Consider the following 17,466-nt stretch of genomic DNA (forward strand, 5'->3'; position numbering starts at 1 on the left):
CAAGCCTCCTTCGTCATGCCGGACTTGATCGGGCATCCATCTCGGCCGCCGCAGCTTGGACCGCGGATCAAGTCCGGGGTGACGATGGCTTCGAAACCGCTGGCGTTCCATCTTTGTTCCGATTAAACGAACATCATGGCCAAAGCGAAGCGTCAATATGTCTGCCAGAATTGCGGCTCGGTTTCGTACCGGTGGCAGGGGCAGTGCGCCGACTGCAACGAGTGGAACACGCTGGTCGAGGAGGCCGGCGAAACCGCCTTTTCGGCGAAGCATGACCTGAGCCGGGGCGGGCGCACGTTGACGCTCGAAACGCTCGACGCGCACAGCCCGATGCCCGAGCGGATGCGGTGCGGCATCGCCGAGTTCGACCGCGCGCTGGGCGGGGGTTTCGTCGCGGGGTCGGCGACGCTGATCGGCGGCGATCCGGGGATCGGCAAGTCGACCTTGCTGTTGCAAGCGGCGGGGCGTCTGGCGAAGGCGGGCAAGTCGGTCGTCTATATCAGCGGCGAGGAAGCGGCGGGGCAGGTGCGGCTGCGCGCGCAGCGGCTCGGCCTCGGCGACGCGCCGGTCGCGCTGGCGAGCGCCACATCGGTACGCGACATTCTTGCGACGCTCGACAGCCGGACCGCCGATTTCGTCGTGATCGATTCGATCCAGACGATGCACAGCGACCTGATCGACAGCGCGCCGGGGACGGTGAGCCAGGTGCGCGCGTCGGCGCAGGAACTGATCCGCTACGCCAAGGACAGCGGCGCCGCGATCGTGCTCGTCGGGCATGTTACCAAGGACGGCACGATCGCGGGCCCGCGCGTAGTCGAACATATGGTCGACACCGTGCTCGCGTTCGAGGGCGAACGCAGCCACCAGTATCGCATCCTCCGCGCCGTCAAGAACCGCTTCGGCGGCACCGACGAGATCGGCGTCTTCGCGATGGGCGAGGAGGGGCTGGGCGAAGTCAGCAACCCGTCGAGCCTGTTCCTGACCGATCGCAGCCGCGACGTGCCGGGGTCGGTGGTGTTTCCCGCGCTGGAAGGGACGCGCCCGGTGCTCGTCGAGGTGCAGGCGCTGACCGTGCGGCTGGCGAGCGGCGCGACGCCGCGGCGCGCGGTCGTCGGCTGGGACAGCGGGCGGCTCGCGATGGTGCTGGCGGTGCTCGAGGCGCGCTGCGGGCTGCAGATGGGCGCGGCCGAAGTCTATCTCAACATCGCGGGCGGCTATCGCCTCACCGACCCTGCCGCCGATCTGGCCGTCGCGGCGGCGCTGATCTCGGCGTTCAGCGAGCGGCCGGTCCCGTCCGACGCGATCGTGTTTGGCGAGCTGTCGCTGTCGGGCGAGGTGCGCCCCGTCTCGCACGATGCGCTGCGGCTGCGCGAGGCGGCCAAGCTCGGCTTCTCAAAGGGCTGGGGACCGAAGGGCATGAAGCCTGTGAACGGGATCGGGGTCAATGGCTTCGGCCGGCTCGGCGAACTCGTTGACCTGATGCTGGGCCGGGACTAGATCGGCAGACGCCATCCTTTTGCGTTCGCCCTGAACTTGTCGGAGCGTGTCCTGAGCGACTGACAAGTCAGTCGACGGGGGCTGTTCTCTCTTTCAGCGCGGGAAGATAGAGGGTCGGTGCTTCGACAAGCTCGGCACGAGCGGCTTATTTCATGGACATTGGTCTGATCGCAGCATGGGTAGTTTGACGGCAATGGATATCGTGGTGCTGACGCTGGTCGGCGGCAGCGCGGTCCTGGGGTTTTCGCGGGGTCTGGTGCAGGAGGTGACGAGCCTGCTCGCCTGGGTTCTCGCGATCGCTGCGGTGCGCTTTTTTCATGCGTCGGTCACCGACCTGCTGGCGGGCTGGGTCGAGGCGCCGGGCGGCGCGGCGATGCTCGCGTTCGTCATCCTGTTCGGCGGCGTCTTTGCCTTCACCAAATGGGGATCGCGCGCGATGGGGCAGCGCAGCCGCGCCTCGATCGTCGGCGGTTTCGACCGCGGCCTCGGCGCGGGCTTCGGTGCGATCAAGGGCCTGATGATCGCGACGATCGGCTTCATGCTCGTCACCCTGCTTTACGACGTCGGCTATGGCGATGCGCAGCGCCCGGCATGGATGGCCGAGAGCCGGACCTATCCGGCGCTCAATGCGACGAGCTCGGCGCTGAGCAAGGTCATCGCCGAGCGCCGCGCCGAAGCGCGCGCCGCCGACCAGGCGGGCACAAGCGCCCCCGAGGCGGCGCCCGAATGAGCGCGCCGCTCTATAATCGCGACATATTGTCGCTGGCGGTCGCGACCGCCGACTTTCCGCCGCTCGACGGCGCGCGGCTTCGCGTTTCGGCGCGGGCGCCGCTGTGCGGCAGCGCGATCATCCTCGACCTCGACGCCGATGCGGAAGGGCGCGTGACCGGGGTCGGGTTGCACGTCGAGGCATGCGCGCTGGGGCAGGCGTCGGCGGCGTTGCTCGCGCGCCATGCGCCGGGACGGAGCCTGGCCGAAATTCGCGCCGCGCGCGACACGATGGCGGCATGGTTCAAGGGCGAGGGCGAGGTGCCGGGCTGGCCGGGCTTCGACCTGCTCGCCCCGGCGCGCGATTATCCGGCGCGCCACGGCGCGATCCTGCTGCCCTTCGACGCCGCGATCGCGGCGCTTGAGGATCAGGCGGCCGCGGCATGACCCTGATCGCCCTGACCGCGGCAGCGACCGAAGCAGCGGCGGAGACTGCAACCGATGCGGTGCTGCTCGAAGGTGCGATCCTGCTCGGCGTGGCGACCCTGTTCGTCCTGCTCTTCCGCCGTCTCGGGCTTGGCGCCGTGCTTGGTTATCTGATCGCGGGCGCGCTCGTCGGGCCGCACGGGCTGGCGCTCGTCGGCGGCGGCGAGTCGAAGCTGGCCTTTGCCGAAATCGGCATCGCCTTCCTGCTCTTCCTCGTCGGGCTCGAACTCCACCCGCGGCGGCTCTGGGAACTCAGGCGCGCGATCTTCCAGCTCGGTCTGGCGCAGGTCGTCATCACCGGGCTGATCCTCGCGGGGCTGATCCTGCTGACTTTGGGCTTCAGCTGGCAGGCGGCGCTCGCGCTCGGCTTGCCGCTCGCGCTGTCGTCGACCGCGCAGGTGCTGCCGAGCCTCAAAAGTTCGGGGCGCATCAACTCGCCCTTCGGCGAAAAGGCCTTTTCGATCCTGCTGTTCCAGGATCTCGCGATCGTGCCGATGATCACGATCATCGCGGCCTTGTCGCGGGCGCCGGCCAATCCTGCGGCTCCGCCAGGGTGGCAGATGGCGCTCTATACGGTCGGCGCGATCTTTGTGCTGGTGCTGGCGGGGCGCTTCGTCGTCAATCCGCTGTTGCGGCTGATCGGGCGCTATGGCGAGCGCGAGCTGTTCGTCGTCGTCGGACTGCTCGCGGTGCTCTCGAGCGCGGCCTTCATGCACAGCCTGCACCTCTCGACCGCGCTCGGCGCGTTCATCGCGGGGATGATGCTCGCGGATTCGCCGTACCGCCACGAGATCGAGGCCGATATCGAGCCTTTCCGCCTCGTGCTGCTGAGCCTGTTCTTCCTGGCGGTCGGCATGGTGCTCGACGTCAATGTCGTGCTGGAACGGCCGCTGACGGTCGTGTCGCTGGCGCTCGGCCTCGTCGCGGTGAAGGTGGTCGTGCTGACCCTGCTCGTACGCGCTTTCGGAAAGCCGTGGCCGATGGCGCTCGGCCTCGGCCTGTTGCTCAGCCAGGGCGGCGAGTTCGCCTTCCTGCTCTTTACCCAGGCCGCCGACGCGCTGCTGATCGCGCCCGCCGCGGCGAGCCTGTTCAGTGCGGTCGTGACCCTGTCGATGGTGACGACGCCTTTCCTGATGCTGTTCGCGCGCAACCTTGAATTCTCGCCCGGCAGCGATGCCGATCTCGACGATCCCGAAAATGCGCCGCGCGGGTCGGCGATCGTCATCGGCTATGGCCGCTTCGGCCAGGTCGTCGCGCAGATGCTGCACGCGGTCGATTGCTCGGTGACGCTGATCGACAAGAAGCCGAGCCAGATCGAGCTGTCGGGGCGTTTCGACACCAAGGTCTATTATGGCGACGGGACGCGGATCGACGTGCTGCGCCGGGCGGGAGCCGAAGAGGCGCGGCTGATTCTGTTCTGCACCGACGATCGCACCATCGACGCCGAAGTGCTGGCGCCGATCGTTAAGGCCTTCCCGCAGGCGCGCGTCCTGACCCGCGCTTTCGACCGCCGCCACCTGCTTGCACTCGACGGGGCGGGGACAGCCGGGTCGGTCCGCGAAGTGTTCGAAAGCTCGATCGCTCTCGGCCTGATGGCGCTACGCCAGCTTGAGGTCGAACCACGCGAGATCGAGGATGTCGAGATGACGCTGCGCCAGCTCGACGCCCAGCGGCTCGATATGCAGCTCAGCGAAGGTGATCTTGCTGCGGGGCAGGAGCACCGGATCGTCGCGGGCGGGGGACGGCAGGCGTCGAGCTTCCTTGAAGCGCTGCGCGAGCGGCGGCAGGCGGCGAAGCGAGCGCAGGAAGAGGCCGAGGCCGGCGAAGCGGCCTAGCCGCGCTGGCCGTCGAGGAAGGCCGCGACCACATCCAGCCCATAGTCCTCGGTGACGAAGCTCTGCCCGATGCCGCGGGTGAGGATCAGCGGCAGCTTGCCGCCGCGCATCTTCTTGTCGTGCGCCATATGCCCTGCGAGGGTCGCGCCGCTCGCATTCACCCCGGCGCTGGCAAGGCTGTGCGGCAGGTCGACGCTGGCGAGATGGTCGCGGACGCGCTCGGCGTCTTCCGCCGGGCAAAGCCCGTTCGCGGCGGAGAATTGATGCGCGAGGACCATGCCCGCGGCGACCGCTTCGCCGTGGAGCAGGCGGTCGGAATAGCCCGTCTCGGCCTCGAGCGCGTGGCCGAAGCTGTGACCGAGGTTGAGCAACGCGCGCACATCCTGCGTCTCGCGCTCGTCGGCGGCGACGATGCGCGCCTTGGCGGCGACGCTGTGTGCGATCGCCTTGTGCCGGGCCTCCGCGTCGCCCGCGAGCAGCGCGGCGCCGTTCGCCTCGCACCAGGCGAAGAAGTCGGCGTCGTCGATCAGGCCATATTTCACCACCTCGGCATAGCCCGCGCCAAGCTCGCGGCGCGCCAGGGTGGCGAGCGTCGTCGGGTCGATCACGACCAGCGCGGGCTGGTGGAAGGCGCCGATGAGATTCTTGCCCGCATCGACGTTGATCGCGGTCTTGCCGCCGACGCTGCTGTCGACCTGCGCGAGCAAGGTGGTCGGCACTTGGACGAAGGCGCAGCCGCGCTTGACGATGCTGCACGCGAAGCCGACGAGGTCGCCGATCACGCCGCCGCCGAGCGCGATGACATGATCGCTGCGTTCGACGCCTTCGCCGATCAGCCATTCGGTCAACCGCGCGAGGCCGACCCAGCTTTTCGTACTTTCGCCCGCGGGCAGCACGAGCGAGGAAAAGGAGATATTCTCTGCGCCGAGCGAAGCGCCGAGGCCGATCAGATAATGCGCCGCGACATGCTCGTCGGTGACGATGAAGGTGCGCGGACGCCTTAGCAGCGGGGCGACATGGCGGCCGATCTCGCGGAGCAGCCCGTCGCCGATCAGGATCGGGTAGCTGCGGCTGCCGAGCTCGACGGTCAGGCTTTCCATTGCGACAATTCCTCGAGAATGGCGCGCACCGTATGTTCGTGCGGGCTCGACGCCGAACTGACGCGGATATGCGCCTCGGCATAGATGGGGTTGCGGACCTCGGCGAGGTCGCGGAGCACCTGACCCGCGTTGCGGCCCTTGAGCAGTGGGCGGTGATTGCGGCGCGCGGTGCGCTCGACAAGCGTCGGAATGTCGGCGTCGAGCCAGATGCAGATACTGTCCGCAAGGATCAGCGCGCGCGTTTCGTCGTTGATGAAAGCGCCGCCGCCGGTCGCGAGGACATGCGGCCGGCCGCTCAGCATCCGCGCGATGACGCGGCGCTCGCCCTCGCGGAAATAGTCCTCGCCGAACCGCGCGAAAATGTCCGAAATCGTCATTCCCGCGGCGCGCTCGATCTCGTCGTCGGCATCGGCAAAGGCCATCCCCAGCCGCTGCGCGAGCCGCCGCCCGATCGTCGACTTGCCCGATCCCATCAGCCCGACGAGCACGATCGATCGCTCGCGGATCGCGGCGGGAATGGCTGCCGTCATCGCCGGGCCCGGGCTTTTCGGGTTTCGTGACATGGTGCGCGCGGCTATACCGGCCAGAGCGCGCGGGACAATCGTTTCCTGCGGGATTTTGCTGCGCTGCAAAGAGGATTGATGTGGACGTGAGCGACAAGATCGCCGAAAGCGGCGCGTGATGACGAAGAAATTGCTGACGTTGACTCTGGGCCTGTCGGGCGCCGCCGTGGCCGCCGCGCTGGTGTTGCCCGCGCTGGCGCAGGAATCGCTGCTTCCCGAGGGCTTTGGCAATCCCGCCGAAACGCCGGCGCCTAAATCCTCGCCGACGCCGTCGCCGACCGCCGCCCCGACGCCCTCCTCGCCTTCGTCGGGAACGGGTGTCGCGCCGCCCGCGGTGACTGCAACCGTCGGCACGGCCGATGAAGACGGAAGCGATGCCGAGGACGGCGAAGAGGTCGAGCCCGGCACGCTGAAATACGACCTGCCGCCGGGCGCGCGCCGCTTGCTGACGCGGATCGGGCCGTTGACGCCCGAGACCGGCGGGCTGGCGCCCGACGCCTTTGGGGTGCGCGGCCAATATGCCGCGGCGCTGATGCGCGAGACGGGTGGCGCGTTTGCCTCGCGCTGGGGCCAGATATTGCTGCGCCGCGCGCTGTCGTCGGCCATCGATACGCCCGCGACGATCAACGGCGCCGACCTTGCCGCCGACCGCGCCGGCCTGTTGCTGCGCATGGGCGAATCGATCGCGGCGCGGCTGCTCGTCCAGTCGGTCGATTACGACCGGGCGAGCCCGCGCCTCGTCGCGACCGCGCAGCAAACCTACCTCGCCAACGCCGATCCTGCGGGCCTGTGCCCCTATGTCCCTGCCGGCCTGGCGCATGGCGACGAGCAGGCGTGGCGGCTGGCATCCTCGATCTGCGCGGGTCTGTCGGGCGAAGCCGGGCCCGCGGGCTGGGCGATCAGCCGGGTGCGGTCGAGCGGCAAGGTCAGCAATTTCGACATATTGCTCACCGAACGCGTGCTCGGGGCGACGGGGGCGGGACGGCGCTCGACGACGATCGAATGGGACAAGGTCGACCGGCTGACCAGCTGGCGCTTCGGCCTGGCGACCGCGACCGCCATCCCGATCCCCGCCGAGCTGCGCAAGACCGAGCCCGGCTATATGCGCGGCTGGACCGTACTCGCGCCGATGACCGACATGACCGACCGTATCGCGGCGGCGCCCGATGCGGCGGCGCGCGGCGTGCTGTCGAGCGAAGCCTATATCTCGCTGTTGAGCTCGGCCGCGGGGCAGGAGGAGCCGCCCGAGGCGCTGGCGACCGAGATCGACGACCTGCGCAATGCCTTCGGCGCCGCGCGTGGCGGCGACCGCTATGCCGCGATGGGGAAGCTTTGGGGCGCCGGCGACGCGACACAGCGCTATGCCGCGATGGTCGCAACGGCCCGCGCTGCGGCGGGTCTGTCGACCAGCACCGACGTCGGCGATGATCCGTGGCAGCTGATCGGTGCGATGCTCGCCGGTGGTTACGACACGCGTGCCATGGACTGGGCGCCCAAGATCATGGTGGGCAGCCGCGCCTGGGGCGTGCTCGCGGTCGGATCGCCGCGGCCGCTGAACGGGATGAGCGCGGGCAATATCGGCAGCTTCTCGGGAAGCGACGAGAGCGCCGACTATCTGCGCTCGAAATTCCTCGTCGCCGGGCTGGCGGGGCTCGGCCGGCTCGATGCCGGGCAGGCGGCGTCGGCTGCCGGCGATCTCGACCTCAACCTCGGCAAGCAGTCCCGCTGGTCGCGCGCCATTCTGGCGGCCGCGGAACGGCGCGAGCCGGGCATGGTCGCGCTGCTCGCCGCGGTCGGCATGCAGGGCGACTGGTCGAAGATGCCGCCGCATCATCTCTATTATATCGTCCGCGCGCTCCGCGAAGTCGGGCTCGGGCCCGAAGCGCGGATGATCGCCGCCGAAGCGCTGGTGCGTGTCTGACGGGCGAGATTTGTCAGACTATGTCTGACGGGTCGCTGATCGACCGCTTCCTCGAGATGATGGCCGCCGAGCGCGGCGCGTCGCGAAATACGCTGGCGGCCTATCGCCGCGATCTGGTGCAGGCCGCCGAGTTGATCAACGGATCTCTCGGAGCGGCTTCTGCCGACGATCTGCGAAAATTGATGGCGGAATATCAGTCCCTTGCCGCGAGCAGCGCGGCGCGCAAGCTGTCGGCGCTGCGGCAATTCTATGCCTTTCTGCTCGATGAGGGTGACCGGGATAACAATCCGGCGCTCGACATTGCGCGCCCGGCAACGCAGCGGCCGCTGCCGCGCATCCTGACCCACGGCGATGTCGAACAATTATTTTCCCGGGCCGGCGAAGAGGCTGCTGGCGAGGCGCCGCCGGTCAATGCGGTGCGCCTGCTGTTGTTGCTCGAACTGCTGTACGGATCGGGGCTGCGCGCAAGCGAACTGGTGTCGCTGCCGCGCCGCGCGGTCGCGGGCGGGCGCGAATTTCTGATCATTCGCGGCAAAGGCGACAAGGAACGCCTCGTGCCCTTGTCGGAGCGGGCGCGCGAAACCCTCGATCGCTGGCTGCCGCTGCTGACGGGCGCTTCGCCGTGGCTGTTTCCGTCGGGCAAGGGACATCTGTCGCGCGTGCGGCTCTTCCAGATGCTGCGCGAGCTGGCGGCGCGTGTGGGAATCGATCCCGCCGCGATCAGCCCGCATGTGCTGCGCCACGCCTTTGCGACGCACCTGCTCGAGGGCGGGGCCGATCTGCGCGCGCTGCAATTGATGCTGGGGCACGCCGATATTGCGACGACCGAGATCTACACGCATGTCGACAGCCGGCGGCTGGTCGAGCTGGTCAACCGGCGGCATCCGCTCGCCCGCATGCCGCTTGGGTCAGCGGACGTTGACCTGACGACGTCATCCGCCTAGCGACGTCCCCCATGACAGCCTTTCTTGACTTCGAAAAACAGGTCGCGGCGCTCGATCGGCAGATTGCCGAGTTGCGCGAAATGGGTGACGATCCGTCGCTCAATATCGAGGGCGACATCGCGCGGCTCGAGGACAAGTCCTCGAAATTGCTGCGCGATATCTATGCGAAGCTGACGCCGTGGCAGAAGACGCAGGTCGCGCGCCACCCCGATCGCCCGCATTTCAAACATTATGTCACGGGCCTGTTCGACGACTGGATGCCGCTCGCGGGTGACCGCAATTTCGGCGACGATCAGGCGATCCTTGGCGGGCTCGCGCGCTTTCGCGGCCGCCGCGTGATGGTGATCGGCCACGAAAAGGGCGACGATATCCCGTCGCGCATGAAGCATAATTTCGGGATGGCGAAGCCCGAGGGGTATCGGAAAGCGATCCGCCTGATGCAGCTCGCCGACCGCTTTGGCCTGCCGGTCGTGACGCTGGTCGATACGTCGGGCGCCTTCCCGGGCATTCAGGCCGAAGAGCGCGGACAGGCAGAAGCCATCGCGCGTTCGACCGAGCAATGCCTTGCGCTCGGCGTGCCGATGGTCGCCGCAATCGTCGGCGAGGGCGGTTCGGGCGGCGCGATCGCGTTGGCCGCGGCGAACCGCGTCCTGATGTTCGAACATGCGGTCTATTCGGTGATTTCGCCCGAGGGCTGTGCCTCGATCCTGTGGCGCACGTCGGACAAGGCGGCCGATGCCGCGACTGCGATGAAGATGTCGGCGCAGGACCTGCTCGGCCTCAAGATCATCGACCGGATCGTGCCGGAGCCCGTCGGCGGCGCGCATCGCGCCCCCGAGGTTGCGATCAAGGCGCTTGGCGATGCGATCGCGCAGGAGCTTGATGCGCTTGCGGGTCTGCCCGCGGAAACTTTGCTTGCATCCCGCGAGGAGAAATTCCTCGCGATGGGACGTGCCTGATCGGCGGAACCCGATCGGCGCCTTCGCGTTCCCATCCGCAGCATGGCAAGCCGCCGTTCAGGCACGGCTTGCCTTATGGTGTTTCGGGAACAACACGCAAGCCAAGGGGAAGGTGCGTCGATGAAGCGGAAGACAGGAACGAAGCTGGCGATCATGCTCGGCGCGGCGGTGGCGTTCACCGGCGTCGCCGATGCACAGCTGAAGGCGATCAAGACCCAGACCAATATTACTGCCGCCGAGCGCAAGCAGGGCGATGAGGCGCATCCGCAACTCGTGCAGGAATTCGGCGGCGCCTATGCGGGCGCGCAGGCGGCCTATGTCAACCGGATCGGCCAGAAGATCGCGGTGCAGTCGGGCCTGTCGCGCTCACCCAGCGACTTCACCGTCACGTTGCTCAATTCGCCGGTGAACAACGCCTTCGCGATCCCCGGCGGCTATGTCTATGTCACGCGCCAGCTGATGGCGCTGATGAACGACGAAGCCGAACTGGCCGGCGTGCTGGGGCACGAGGTCGGCCATGTCGCGGCGCAGCACAGCAAGAAGCGTCAGTCGGCGGCAACCCGCAACACGATCCTTGGCGTTCTCGGCGCGGTGCTTGGCGGCGCGATCGGCGACAATGGCGGGCTGCTCGGCGGCCTTGGCGGACTGCTGCAGAATAATGCCATGCAGGTGGCCCAGCTCGCGACCCTGGGCTTTTCGCGCAGCCAGGAATTGGAAGCCGACCAGCTCGGCGTCCAGTATCTGAAGAGCGCGGGCTATGATCCGCTGGCGCTGTCGACGATGCTGGCGAGCCTGGCGGCGCAGACCAACCTCGACGCGCGCCTGTCGGGCGGCGACGCGCGCTCGCTGCCCGCATGGGCGAGCACGCACCCCGATCCGGCGTCGCGCGTCCGCAACGCGCAGTCGCTCGCCGCCAAGGTCGGCGGCGCCGGCGGCGTCCGCAACGCCGATGCGTTCCTCGCATCGGTCGATGGCGTGCTCTACGGCGACGACCCCGCACAGGGGGTCGTCGAGGGGCAGGAGTTCCTGCACCCTGACCTCCGCCTGAAATTTGCGGTCCCGAACGGCTATGGCATGCAAAATGGCGCGACGGCCGTGCTGGTCAGCGGCAATGGCGGGCAGGCGCAGTTCACGACCGCGGCCTATAACGGAGACATCAACGCCTATATCGCCGCCGCGTTCAAGGCGGTCGCGGGCAATGCGCAGCTGACCCCAGGCAGCATCCAGCGCACGACCGTGAACGGCATTCCGGCCTATTATTCGATCGCGCGCGCCAATACCCAGTCGGGGCAGGTCGATGTCACCGTCTTCGCCTATGAATTTTCGCGGACGAGCGCCTTTCACTTCGTCTCGCTGACGAAGGCGGGCGGCGCCAGCGTGTTCAACCCGATGTTCAACAGTGTCCGCCGGCTGAGCGCGGCGGAGGCGGCCGCGATTAGGCCGCGGCGGATCGATGTGGTGACGGTGGCCCGAGGCGATACGGTCGCGACCTTGGCGCGGCGCATGGCGTACAGCAGCTATCAGACCGAGCGTTTCCAGGTGCTCAACCGATTGACCGCATCAAGCCGCCTGACGCCGGGGCAGAAGGTCAAGATCGTGGTCTACGCCACGCGTTGAGGCGGAGTGGGCAAAGAAAAGGGGCGGTGGAATGATCCACCGCCCCTTAAGCTTTTCAGTCGGCTTCCTGTTCGCCGAGGCGAGCAGGCGCCTGGCCTTAGACCTTAGGTGGTCTTGAGGCCACCATCGACCTTGTTGAACGTCGTGCTGACGCTCTTGCCAACCGCGGTCATGGCCGAGATGCCGGCGACGGCGATGAGAGCGGCGATCAGGCCGTATTCGATAGCGGTCGCAGCCTTGGTGTTGCGAACGAACTTTTTGATGAACTTCATGTCTGGTCTCCTGACAATCACTTACCCTGTTGACGGTCTGGTCGTGGTCAACATGAGCTGGTTTACGGGCAATTGGTTTTGAAACTCTTAATAACCGGGGCGCCGTTTATCCCTTCGGAATCCCGATTCTGGACGGTCAGCTGCCGCTCATCGCCACAACCGACGTGGTTGAAACCTTGTTCCACATGCCGTTGGTCGAGCCGCCGACTGCCGTTATCGCAACGAGCGCGCCAAGGAATACCAAGGCCAAAATTAGGCCATATTCTACGGCTGTAGCGGCCCTGGTCGACCGCAGCAGCCCATGAAACTTGTTCATTGTTCCGCCCCTAACTGAAGTTATAGTTCCCGAGGGTGCCGAGCGTCACACAGGAAGGTTAAGATTTTGTCGGTGTCGGACGGCGTAAATTCCGGAGCAGCAGGCCTGTTTGTCGTTGCTGCGGCGCTCGTCGATCGTGACGGACGGCTGCTCGTCCAGCAGCGCCCCGAAGGCACGCCGATGGCGGGCCTCTGGGAATTTCCCGGCGGCAAGATCGAGCCAGGTGAAACGCCCGAGCGCGCGCTGATCCGCGAGCTGGCCGAGGAACTGGCGATCGACGTCGATCATGCCTGCCTGGCACCCGCCTGTTTCGCGAGCGACATGATCGGCGACCGGCATTTGCTGCTGCTGCTGTATGTTTGCCGCAAATGGCGCGGCACCCCCGTGGCGCAGCACGCCAGCGCGCTCCGCTGGGTACGGCCCGTCGAGCTGCACGCGCTCGCGATGCCGCCCGCGGACGAGCCGCTGATCGGGCTGCTCGAAGCGCTGATCTAGCCCTTGGGCTTCAGCGCGTCGGCGAGCGAGGCGGCGGCGCTACCGCGCTTGGCGGGCCGCGGTTGATCCGGATGTGGCGCCCAGCCATTGAAATAGATGACCCGGAAGGTTTCGGCCACGCGGCCGTCGGGATCGGCCTGCGCCGCAAAAGCCGCGACGATCCGCGCGGCCTCTTCGCGGGTCAGCGGCGGCGGTGCGGGCGATAGACGGCTTGCAAGACCGGCGGCGCGCAGGTCGCGCACGAGCGCGAACCAGTCGCCATAGCGCACGGTCAGCGCATCGACATCGACGACGGGCAGCGTGAAGCCGGTGCGCTGGAGAAGATTGCCCATCGCGGCGAGGTCGATCTGAGGATGCAGGCGTGCGATCGAGCGCACGCCATCGCTCATCACCGCGCGGCGCTGGCGCGGCAGACTGCCGTCGCCGACAAATGCGCCGAGCAGCAGGCCGTCGGGCGCCAGCAGCGCGCGCAGGCGGACGAGCGCGCCGGGCACGTCGTTGACCGTATCGAGCCCGCCCGGCCACAGGATCAGGTCGAAGCTGGCGAAGGGCAGGTCGATCGCGTCGACCTCGCCAATGAGCGCGCCGACGTTCAACGCCAGCCGTGGCCCCGCCTCCAGGATCGTCAGTTCGCCGCCGATGCCGCGCAGATTCGCCACGAGCGCGGCATCGTGCGCGCCGATCAGCAAGATGCGCGAAAAGTCGCGCGTCACCATCGACAGGCGGTCGAGCAAGGCTTCCGCGATGATCGGGGCGAGGAAATCGGCTTCGGCCGGCTGGGTCGCCATGCGATCGCGCTGGGCGGCATGGCGGGTCGGGGAAAAGAGCGGCGGGGGCGTCGACATGCGCGCGCTTGTGCCGTCCAGCGCGATGCTTCACAAGTCCGTCCATGAATATGGCCGTCGGCGACGCCGATATCGAAGGGCCGGCGGCTGCCGGCGATCGCCTGTTCCGCGGGCTGCGCGCCGCCGGACGGGCGATCGTCGATTACGCGCTGCCGCCGCGCTGTCCGGCATGCGGCGTGATCGTCGGCGAGGACCGGCAATTCTGCCTCGACTGCTGGTCGTCGCTGCATTTCCTCGACGGCCCTGCCTGCGCGCTCTGTTCGATCCCGCTGCCGACGGCGCTGCCGGGCAGTCCGGTCACTTGCGGCGCCTGCATGGCCGATGCGCCGCCGTTTGCCGGCGCGCCTTCGGCGGTCGCCTATGGCCGCGCCGCGCGCACGGTCGCGCTGCGGCTCAAATATGGCCGCCGCACGGGCCATGCGCGCTTGATGGCGCAGCTGATGGCGCGCCCGCTGACGGCGCTCCGTGGCGACGCGCCGATGCTGCTCGTCCCGGTGCCGCTGCATCGCTGGCGGCTGTGGTCGCGCGGTTTCAACCAGGCGGCGCTGGTCGCCGACGCGCTGACGCGGCTGACGGGCGATCCGCACGATCATCACCTGCTGCTGCGGACGAAGGCGACAGCGGCGCTGCGCGGCAAGGGACGGCGCGAGCGCGAGCGGATCGTCGCGGGAGTCTTTGCACTGGCGCCCGATGCGAAAGCCCGTGCCGCGGGGCGGCATCTCGTGCTGATCGACGATGTTCATGCGAGCGGTGCGACGTTGCGCGCGGCGGCGAAGGCGCTGAAGCGCAGCGGCGCGGCGCGCGTATCGGCGCTGACCTGGGCGCGCGTCGTCCCCGATGCCCTGATGACGGGCAACATATTTGACTTTGCGGACGTTGATTCCGATATATTGGATCAAAGGATGACTGGATAGTCGCATGGCAAAGATCGAAATCTATACGAAGGCCTTTTGTGGATATTGCGCGCGCGCCAAGGCGCTGCTCGATCGCAAGGGAGCCGATTATCGGGAACTCGACGTGACGATGGATCGCGCCGGGTTCGAGACGATGGTCGAACGCGCGAGCGGTGGGCGCACCGTGCCGCAGATTTTCATCGATGGACGGCACGTCGGCGGCAGCGACGACCTGGCCGCGCTCGAAGCGCAGGGCAAGCTCGACGCGCTGCTCGGAGCGAGCTGAAACTTGATCGTTTTCGATCTCTGTTGCGCGGAGGATCACCGGTTCGAGGCTTGGTTCGCGAGCAGCGAGAGCTTTGCCGACCAGCAGGCGCGTGGTTTCATCGCCTGTCCGGTGTGCGGCGATGCCGACGTCAGAAAGGCCGTGATGGCGCCGCGCGTCGGCGCGAAATCGAACCAGGTGCCCGGCGTGGCATCTGCGCCGGCAGCGGCAGACGCCAGCGAACCAGCGCCCGAAGTGGTGCGCAAGGTTATTGCCGAAATTGCCGCCAGGCAGGCCGAGATGCTGCCGCGATCGCGGTGGGTCGGGCGTGAGTTCGCCAATGCGGCGCGCGCGATGCATGAGGGCCGCGCGGCCGAAGACCTGATCCACGGTCAGGTCTCGCCCCAAGAAGCGCAGGCGCTTCGCGACGACGGGATCGCCGCGATGCCGCTCCTCGTTCCGATTGTCCCGCCCGAAGCGGCGAACTGATTGACCTGCCGCATCCCGGCCCGCTACATGCGCCCTGCGTGCATCCGTAGCTCAGCAGGATAGAGCATCAGATTCCTAATCTGGGGGCCGTGGGTTCGAATCCCGCCGGGTGCACCATCTTTTCAAAGACTTACGTGAGCTTCTGGCGGTTCCAGCCAACTATGTGGTGCAAAACCTCGTGGAAACCTTTGTAAAGGTCGCGGCGGTTGGGGTGCAAAAATCGAATTCTTTGCGCTGGGTTGCGATTATTCGGGAGCCGTCCGGGCGGGACTTGCAATCCAAGGCCATTCCGGCGACGAGCCCGTCCACGATCCTTGGCTGTTATCAGGCGTCGAAGTGCCGGATGCCGCCGGGCGCATTGCGCCGGACGTCCATCAGCGGGACCAATGGCGAAGCAAGCGTCAGCAGCCTTATCGCCTCGGCCATCGTGCGTACGCCCATCCGCCTGATGGCGCGCTCGCGGTGGACTTCGATCGTCCGGACGCTGAGGCCGAGTTCGAAGGCGATGCCCTTTGTCATCATTCCATCGGCAACGAGCAAAAGAACCTGCCGTTCGCGCGGAGATAGCGATGTGACCCGGCTGGCGGCATCGAGCGCGGCGGGACGGTCATCGGTCAGATGACTCTCGATCACCGACCAATGATCCTGTTGCTTGGCCAGCGCAACCTGATGGGCGCGAACGACCTCGAAAACATCGCCCGCCTTGCACGCCGAAAGCGGGTAGGTGCACAGCAGAGAAATCGGCTTCCCGGCGATCACCTGGTTCAAATATCTTTCATATTCCATGAACGCCTGCCAATCCCTCTGTTGCAGCCAGCACGTGTGGCCGCTGGCGGACAGGCCGGCGTGATTGTGGGCCAGAGCGTCGGCAAGTTTCTCTTCCCAGAGGGCTATCATCGGCCCGGCTTCGAAGGCTCCGCCTCGCAGATACATGTCGGTGGCCGAATAGACTTCGATGCCGGCGCCGGCGAGTGGCTCGGCATTCATGTCGTCGGGCATCACCCAGAGGCACAGGTCGCCCCGTCGTACCCCAGCGGCACAAAATTGACCGACAAGGTCAATCAGGTCGTCTTCGGTCTCATAAAAAGCGCACACATGCGTGCCTTGGCAGATCGCTGCCAGCACCACGTCGTACGGCGACTTTGCCCCATGAGACGTCGGATCGTTGGTGTGCGGCATAGGCGTAGCAACCCCCGCGCTGGTGTTGCGAGTATGCAACGGTACAGTGTAGCACAATTCTGCGGCGTTGACGCTTGATTTCTCGCCTAACGCCAACCCCCGGTCCGGTTAGGGTCAGCCCCTATAGGGTAATCCACAAATGTTACGACTTCGCCGGGCGTGCGAGATGCGTTTTCCGTGACAATCGGGGAGGCCGTCATGCAAGATATGATCGAATGCAAATCCTTCTTCGCAGCGCAGCTGAGCCCCGAGGAGCCGTATAGCGCGGCCGATGCCGTCGCGGCGATGATGGGGGCGGCGCGCGGATCGCGGTGGCGCCAAAACGAGGCCTGCGACGCGGTGATCGCGCGGGGCGCCGTGGCATGCGTCGTCTCCGGAGCCGTCCGGAAATTTGCGCTTCGTCCGAGCGGCCAAAGGCAGATCGTCGACTTTGCCTTTGCAGGAGACTATCTGGGATTTGCGCCCGCCGATCCGGCTTTCTTCGTCGAAGCCGTGTCCAATGACACGCGGATCATCTCTTTCACGCGAGAGCGGATCGACAGCCTGGCCGCAAGGTTTCCGGCCGTTGCGATGCTGATGCGCCATGGCGCGGATGACACGATCCGCCGGCTTGAGCACCACCTGCTCGTGCAAAGCCGAATTACGGCGCGGGAAAAGGTCGGGGCGTATCTGGCGGCGATGTCGCGGCGGGTGAGCCCCAACGGTGCCAATGCGATCCTGCTCCCGATCACCCGCTACGACATCGCCGATCATCTGGGTATTGCAGTCGAGACGGTGAGCCGCACGATGACCATGCTGTGCCGCCGCGGATCGATCGCGCTCAAGACCGCTCGCGACGTCGAGATCCGCGATCCGTCGATGCTCTCCGACGATGATTTTTGACGCCAGCCCGCGCCCGATATCGCTGGTTACCGGAACGGCGGCGGGCCGCCGCGCGTTTGCTGACGATCATCAAGGTATCGCGATAAGCGCCGGTGCTACCCGATCCCTTGCGCCAACGGGTCGCGCCGACATCCAAGCCGACAAGGACATCGCCCGCGGAAATATCATGAAACGGTCGGCCTGAGCCTCTGCTCAGACGC

General features: G+C 67.0%; 19 protein-coding genes and 1 tRNA gene. 14 read left to right on the forward strand and 6 right to left on the reverse strand.

Going from position 1 to position 17,466, the window contains the following annotated elements:
* Positions 1-135: 135 nt before the first annotated feature.
* The 4 genes from radA (at position 136) to ATE67_RS11455 (ending at position 4,526) form a co-directional block, all read left to right on the forward strand.
* Positions 136-1,497, forward strand: coding sequence for a DNA repair protein RadA (radA, locus tag ATE67_RS11440; protein WP_058816815.1), 1,362 nt, complete (start codon positions 136-138; stop codon positions 1,495-1,497).
* Positions 1,498-1,672: 175 nt separating this feature from the next.
* Positions 1,673-2,227, forward strand: coding sequence for a CvpA family protein (locus tag ATE67_RS11445; RefSeq protein ID WP_082660327.1), 555 nt, complete (start codon positions 1,673-1,675; stop codon positions 2,225-2,227).
* The gene (locus ATE67_RS11450) at positions 2,224-2,652 is read left to right on the forward strand and encodes an iron-sulfur cluster assembly scaffold protein (protein ID WP_058816817.1); all 429 of its coding nucleotides are present in this window, start codon (positions 2,224-2,226) and stop codon (positions 2,650-2,652) included. The genes ATE67_RS11445 and ATE67_RS11450 overlap by 4 nt, the downstream gene beginning before the upstream one ends.
* Positions 2,649-4,526 carry a cation:proton antiporter domain-containing protein gene (locus tag ATE67_RS11455; RefSeq protein ID WP_058816818.1) on the forward strand — a complete coding sequence of 626 codons (1,878 nt, stop codon included), beginning with the start codon at positions 2,649-2,651 and terminating at the stop codon, positions 4,524-4,526. The genes ATE67_RS11450 and ATE67_RS11455 overlap by 4 nt, the downstream gene beginning before the upstream one ends.
* Here ATE67_RS11455 and aroB read toward each other — a convergent pair.
* Entirely contained in the window at positions 4,523-5,626 is a 1,104-nt protein-coding gene (aroB, locus tag ATE67_RS11460) for a 3-dehydroquinate synthase (RefSeq protein WP_058816819.1), read from the reverse strand. The genes ATE67_RS11455 and aroB overlap by 4 nt on opposite strands.
* Complete coding sequence (locus ATE67_RS11465; RefSeq protein ID WP_082660350.1) at positions 5,614-6,189, reverse strand: shikimate kinase; 576 nt, start codon at positions 6,187-6,189, stop codon at positions 5,614-5,616. Before ATE67_RS11465 ends, aroB begins: the two co-directional genes overlap by 13 nt.
* A gap of 118 nt (positions 6,190-6,307) precedes the next feature.
* Between ATE67_RS11465 and ATE67_RS11470 the strand changes: the two genes are divergently transcribed.
* From ATE67_RS11470 to ATE67_RS11485, 4 genes are all read left to right on the forward strand, one after another.
* Positions 6,308-8,110: a hypothetical protein gene (locus tag ATE67_RS11470; RefSeq protein ID WP_058816820.1), complete on the forward strand. Its 1,803-nt coding sequence runs from the start codon at positions 6,308-6,310 to the stop codon at positions 8,108-8,110.
* A gap of 20 nt (positions 8,111-8,130) precedes the next feature.
* A complete protein-coding gene (locus tag ATE67_RS11475) occupies positions 8,131-9,054 on the forward strand; it encodes a tyrosine recombinase (protein WP_058816821.1) in 924 nt (307 codons plus the stop codon).
* A gap of 11 nt (positions 9,055-9,065) precedes the next feature.
* Positions 9,066-10,013 carry an acetyl-CoA carboxylase carboxyltransferase subunit alpha gene (locus ATE67_RS11480; RefSeq protein ID WP_058816822.1) on the forward strand — a complete coding sequence of 316 codons (948 nt, stop codon included), beginning with the start codon at positions 9,066-9,068 and terminating at the stop codon, positions 10,011-10,013.
* A gap of 120 nt (positions 10,014-10,133) precedes the next feature.
* Positions 10,134-11,630, forward strand: a complete 1,497-nt coding sequence (locus tag ATE67_RS11485; RefSeq protein WP_058816823.1) for a M48 family metalloprotease — start codon at positions 10,134-10,136, stop codon at positions 11,628-11,630.
* Positions 11,631-11,734: 104 nt separating this feature from the next.
* Here the strand turns inward: ATE67_RS11485 and ATE67_RS11490 are convergent, their stop codons facing one another.
* Together ATE67_RS11490 and ATE67_RS11495 are read right to left on the reverse strand one after the other, a co-directional pair.
* Positions 11,735-11,902 (reverse strand): Flp family type IVb pilin, encoded by a 168-nt coding sequence (locus ATE67_RS11490; protein ID WP_058816824.1) that lies wholly within the window; start codon positions 11,900-11,902, stop codon positions 11,735-11,737.
* Between the two features lie 136 nt (positions 11,903-12,038).
* On the reverse strand, positions 12,039-12,218 hold the full coding sequence (locus tag ATE67_RS11495) for a Flp family type IVb pilin (protein ID WP_058816825.1): 180 nt from the start codon (positions 12,216-12,218) through the stop codon (positions 12,039-12,041).
* Positions 12,219-12,290: 72 nt separating this feature from the next.
* On the opposite strand from ATE67_RS11495, the gene ATE67_RS11500 reads away from it, so the two are divergent.
* A complete protein-coding gene (locus ATE67_RS11500; protein WP_058817071.1) occupies positions 12,291-12,713 on the forward strand; it encodes a (deoxy)nucleoside triphosphate pyrophosphohydrolase in 423 nt (140 codons plus the stop codon).
* Here ATE67_RS11500 and ATE67_RS11505 read toward each other — a convergent pair.
* Positions 12,710-13,558 (reverse strand): hypothetical protein, encoded by an 849-nt coding sequence (locus tag ATE67_RS11505; protein WP_058816826.1) that lies wholly within the window; start codon positions 13,556-13,558, stop codon positions 12,710-12,712. The two genes, ATE67_RS11500 and ATE67_RS11505, sit on opposite strands and share 4 nt — an antisense overlap.
* Positions 13,559-13,602: 44 nt before the next feature.
* Between ATE67_RS11505 and ATE67_RS11510 the strand changes: the two genes are divergently transcribed.
* From ATE67_RS11510 to ATE67_RS11525, 4 genes are all read left to right on the forward strand, one after another.
* The gene (locus tag ATE67_RS11510) at positions 13,603-14,472 is read left to right on the forward strand and encodes a ComF family protein (protein ID WP_231728131.1); all 870 of its coding nucleotides are present in this window, start codon (positions 13,603-13,605) and stop codon (positions 14,470-14,472) included.
* Between the two features lie 4 nt (positions 14,473-14,476).
* On the forward strand, positions 14,477-14,737 hold the full coding sequence (grxC, locus tag ATE67_RS11515; RefSeq protein WP_058816827.1) for a glutaredoxin 3: 261 nt from the start codon (positions 14,477-14,479) through the stop codon (positions 14,735-14,737).
* 3 nt (positions 14,738-14,740) lie between these two features.
* Entirely contained in the window at positions 14,741-15,205 is a 465-nt protein-coding gene (locus ATE67_RS11520) for a DUF1178 family protein (protein ID WP_058816828.1), read from the forward strand.
* 40 nt (positions 15,206-15,245) lie between these two features.
* A tRNA-Arg gene (locus ATE67_RS11525) sits at positions 15,246-15,322 on the forward strand.
* Positions 15,323-15,529: 207 nt separating this feature from the next.
* On the opposite strand, the gene ATE67_RS11530 is transcribed toward ATE67_RS11525, so the two are convergent.
* On the reverse strand, positions 15,530-16,384 hold the full coding sequence (locus ATE67_RS11530) for an MEDS domain-containing protein (RefSeq protein WP_082660328.1): 855 nt from the start codon (positions 16,382-16,384) through the stop codon (positions 15,530-15,532).
* A 285-nt stretch (positions 16,385-16,669) separates the two neighbouring features.
* Between ATE67_RS11530 and ATE67_RS11535 the strand changes: the two genes are divergently transcribed.
* The gene (locus tag ATE67_RS11535) at positions 16,670-17,266 is read left to right on the forward strand and encodes a helix-turn-helix domain-containing protein (RefSeq protein WP_197411934.1); all 597 of its coding nucleotides are present in this window, start codon (positions 16,670-16,672) and stop codon (positions 17,264-17,266) included.
* Positions 17,267-17,466: the final 200 nt, after the last annotated feature.

It is taken from the genome of Sphingopyxis sp. H050 (assembly GCF_001468265.1).
Classification (GTDB): Bacteria; Pseudomonadota; Alphaproteobacteria; order Sphingomonadales; family Sphingomonadaceae; genus Sphingopyxis.

Excerpts from the sequence above, each read along its gene's own strand:
- radA (WP_058816815.1), top strand. The coding sequence starts at position 136 with ATGGCCAAAGCGAAGCGTCAATATGTCTGCCAGAATTGCGGCTCGGTT.
- ATE67_RS11445 (WP_082660327.1), top strand. The coding sequence starts at position 1,673 with ATGGGTAGTTTGACGGCAATGGATATCGTGGTGCTGACGCTGGTCGGC.
- ATE67_RS11450 (WP_058816817.1), top strand. The coding sequence starts at position 2,224 with ATGAGCGCGCCGCTCTATAATCGCGACATATTGTCGCTGGCGGTCGCG.
- ATE67_RS11455 (WP_058816818.1), top strand. The coding sequence starts at position 2,649 with ATGACCCTGATCGCCCTGACCGCGGCAGCGACCGAAGCAGCGGCGGAG.
- aroB (WP_058816819.1), bottom strand. The coding sequence starts at position 5,626 with ATGGAAAGCCTGACCGTCGAGCTCGGCAGCCGCAGCTACCCGATCCTG.
- ATE67_RS11465 (WP_082660350.1), bottom strand. The coding sequence starts at position 6,189 with ATGTCACGAAACCCGAAAAGCCCGGGCCCGGCGATGACGGCAGCCATT.
- ATE67_RS11470 (WP_058816820.1), top strand. The coding sequence starts at position 6,308 with ATGACGAAGAAATTGCTGACGTTGACTCTGGGCCTGTCGGGCGCCGCC.
- ATE67_RS11475 (WP_058816821.1), top strand. The coding sequence starts at position 8,131 with ATGTCTGACGGGTCGCTGATCGACCGCTTCCTCGAGATGATGGCCGCC.
- ATE67_RS11480 (WP_058816822.1), top strand. The coding sequence starts at position 9,066 with ATGACAGCCTTTCTTGACTTCGAAAAACAGGTCGCGGCGCTCGATCGG.
- ATE67_RS11485 (WP_058816823.1), top strand. The coding sequence starts at position 10,134 with ATGAAGCGGAAGACAGGAACGAAGCTGGCGATCATGCTCGGCGCGGCG.
- ATE67_RS11490 (WP_058816824.1), bottom strand. The coding sequence starts at position 11,902 with ATGAAGTTCATCAAAAAGTTCGTTCGCAACACCAAGGCTGCGACCGCT.
- ATE67_RS11495 (WP_058816825.1), bottom strand. The coding sequence starts at position 12,218 with ATGAACAAGTTTCATGGGCTGCTGCGGTCGACCAGGGCCGCTACAGCC.
- ATE67_RS11505 (WP_058816826.1), bottom strand. The coding sequence starts at position 13,558 with ATGTCGACGCCCCCGCCGCTCTTTTCCCCGACCCGCCATGCCGCCCAG.
- ATE67_RS11510 (WP_231728131.1), top strand. The coding sequence starts at position 13,603 with ATGAATATGGCCGTCGGCGACGCCGATATCGAAGGGCCGGCGGCTGCC.
- grxC (WP_058816827.1), top strand. The coding sequence starts at position 14,477 with ATGGCAAAGATCGAAATCTATACGAAGGCCTTTTGTGGATATTGCGCG.
- ATE67_RS11530 (WP_082660328.1), bottom strand. The coding sequence starts at position 16,384 with ATGCCGCACACCAACGATCCGACGTCTCATGGGGCAAAGTCGCCGTAC.
- ATE67_RS11535 (WP_197411934.1), top strand. The coding sequence starts at position 16,670 with ATGATGGGGGCGGCGCGCGGATCGCGGTGGCGCCAAAACGAGGCCTGC.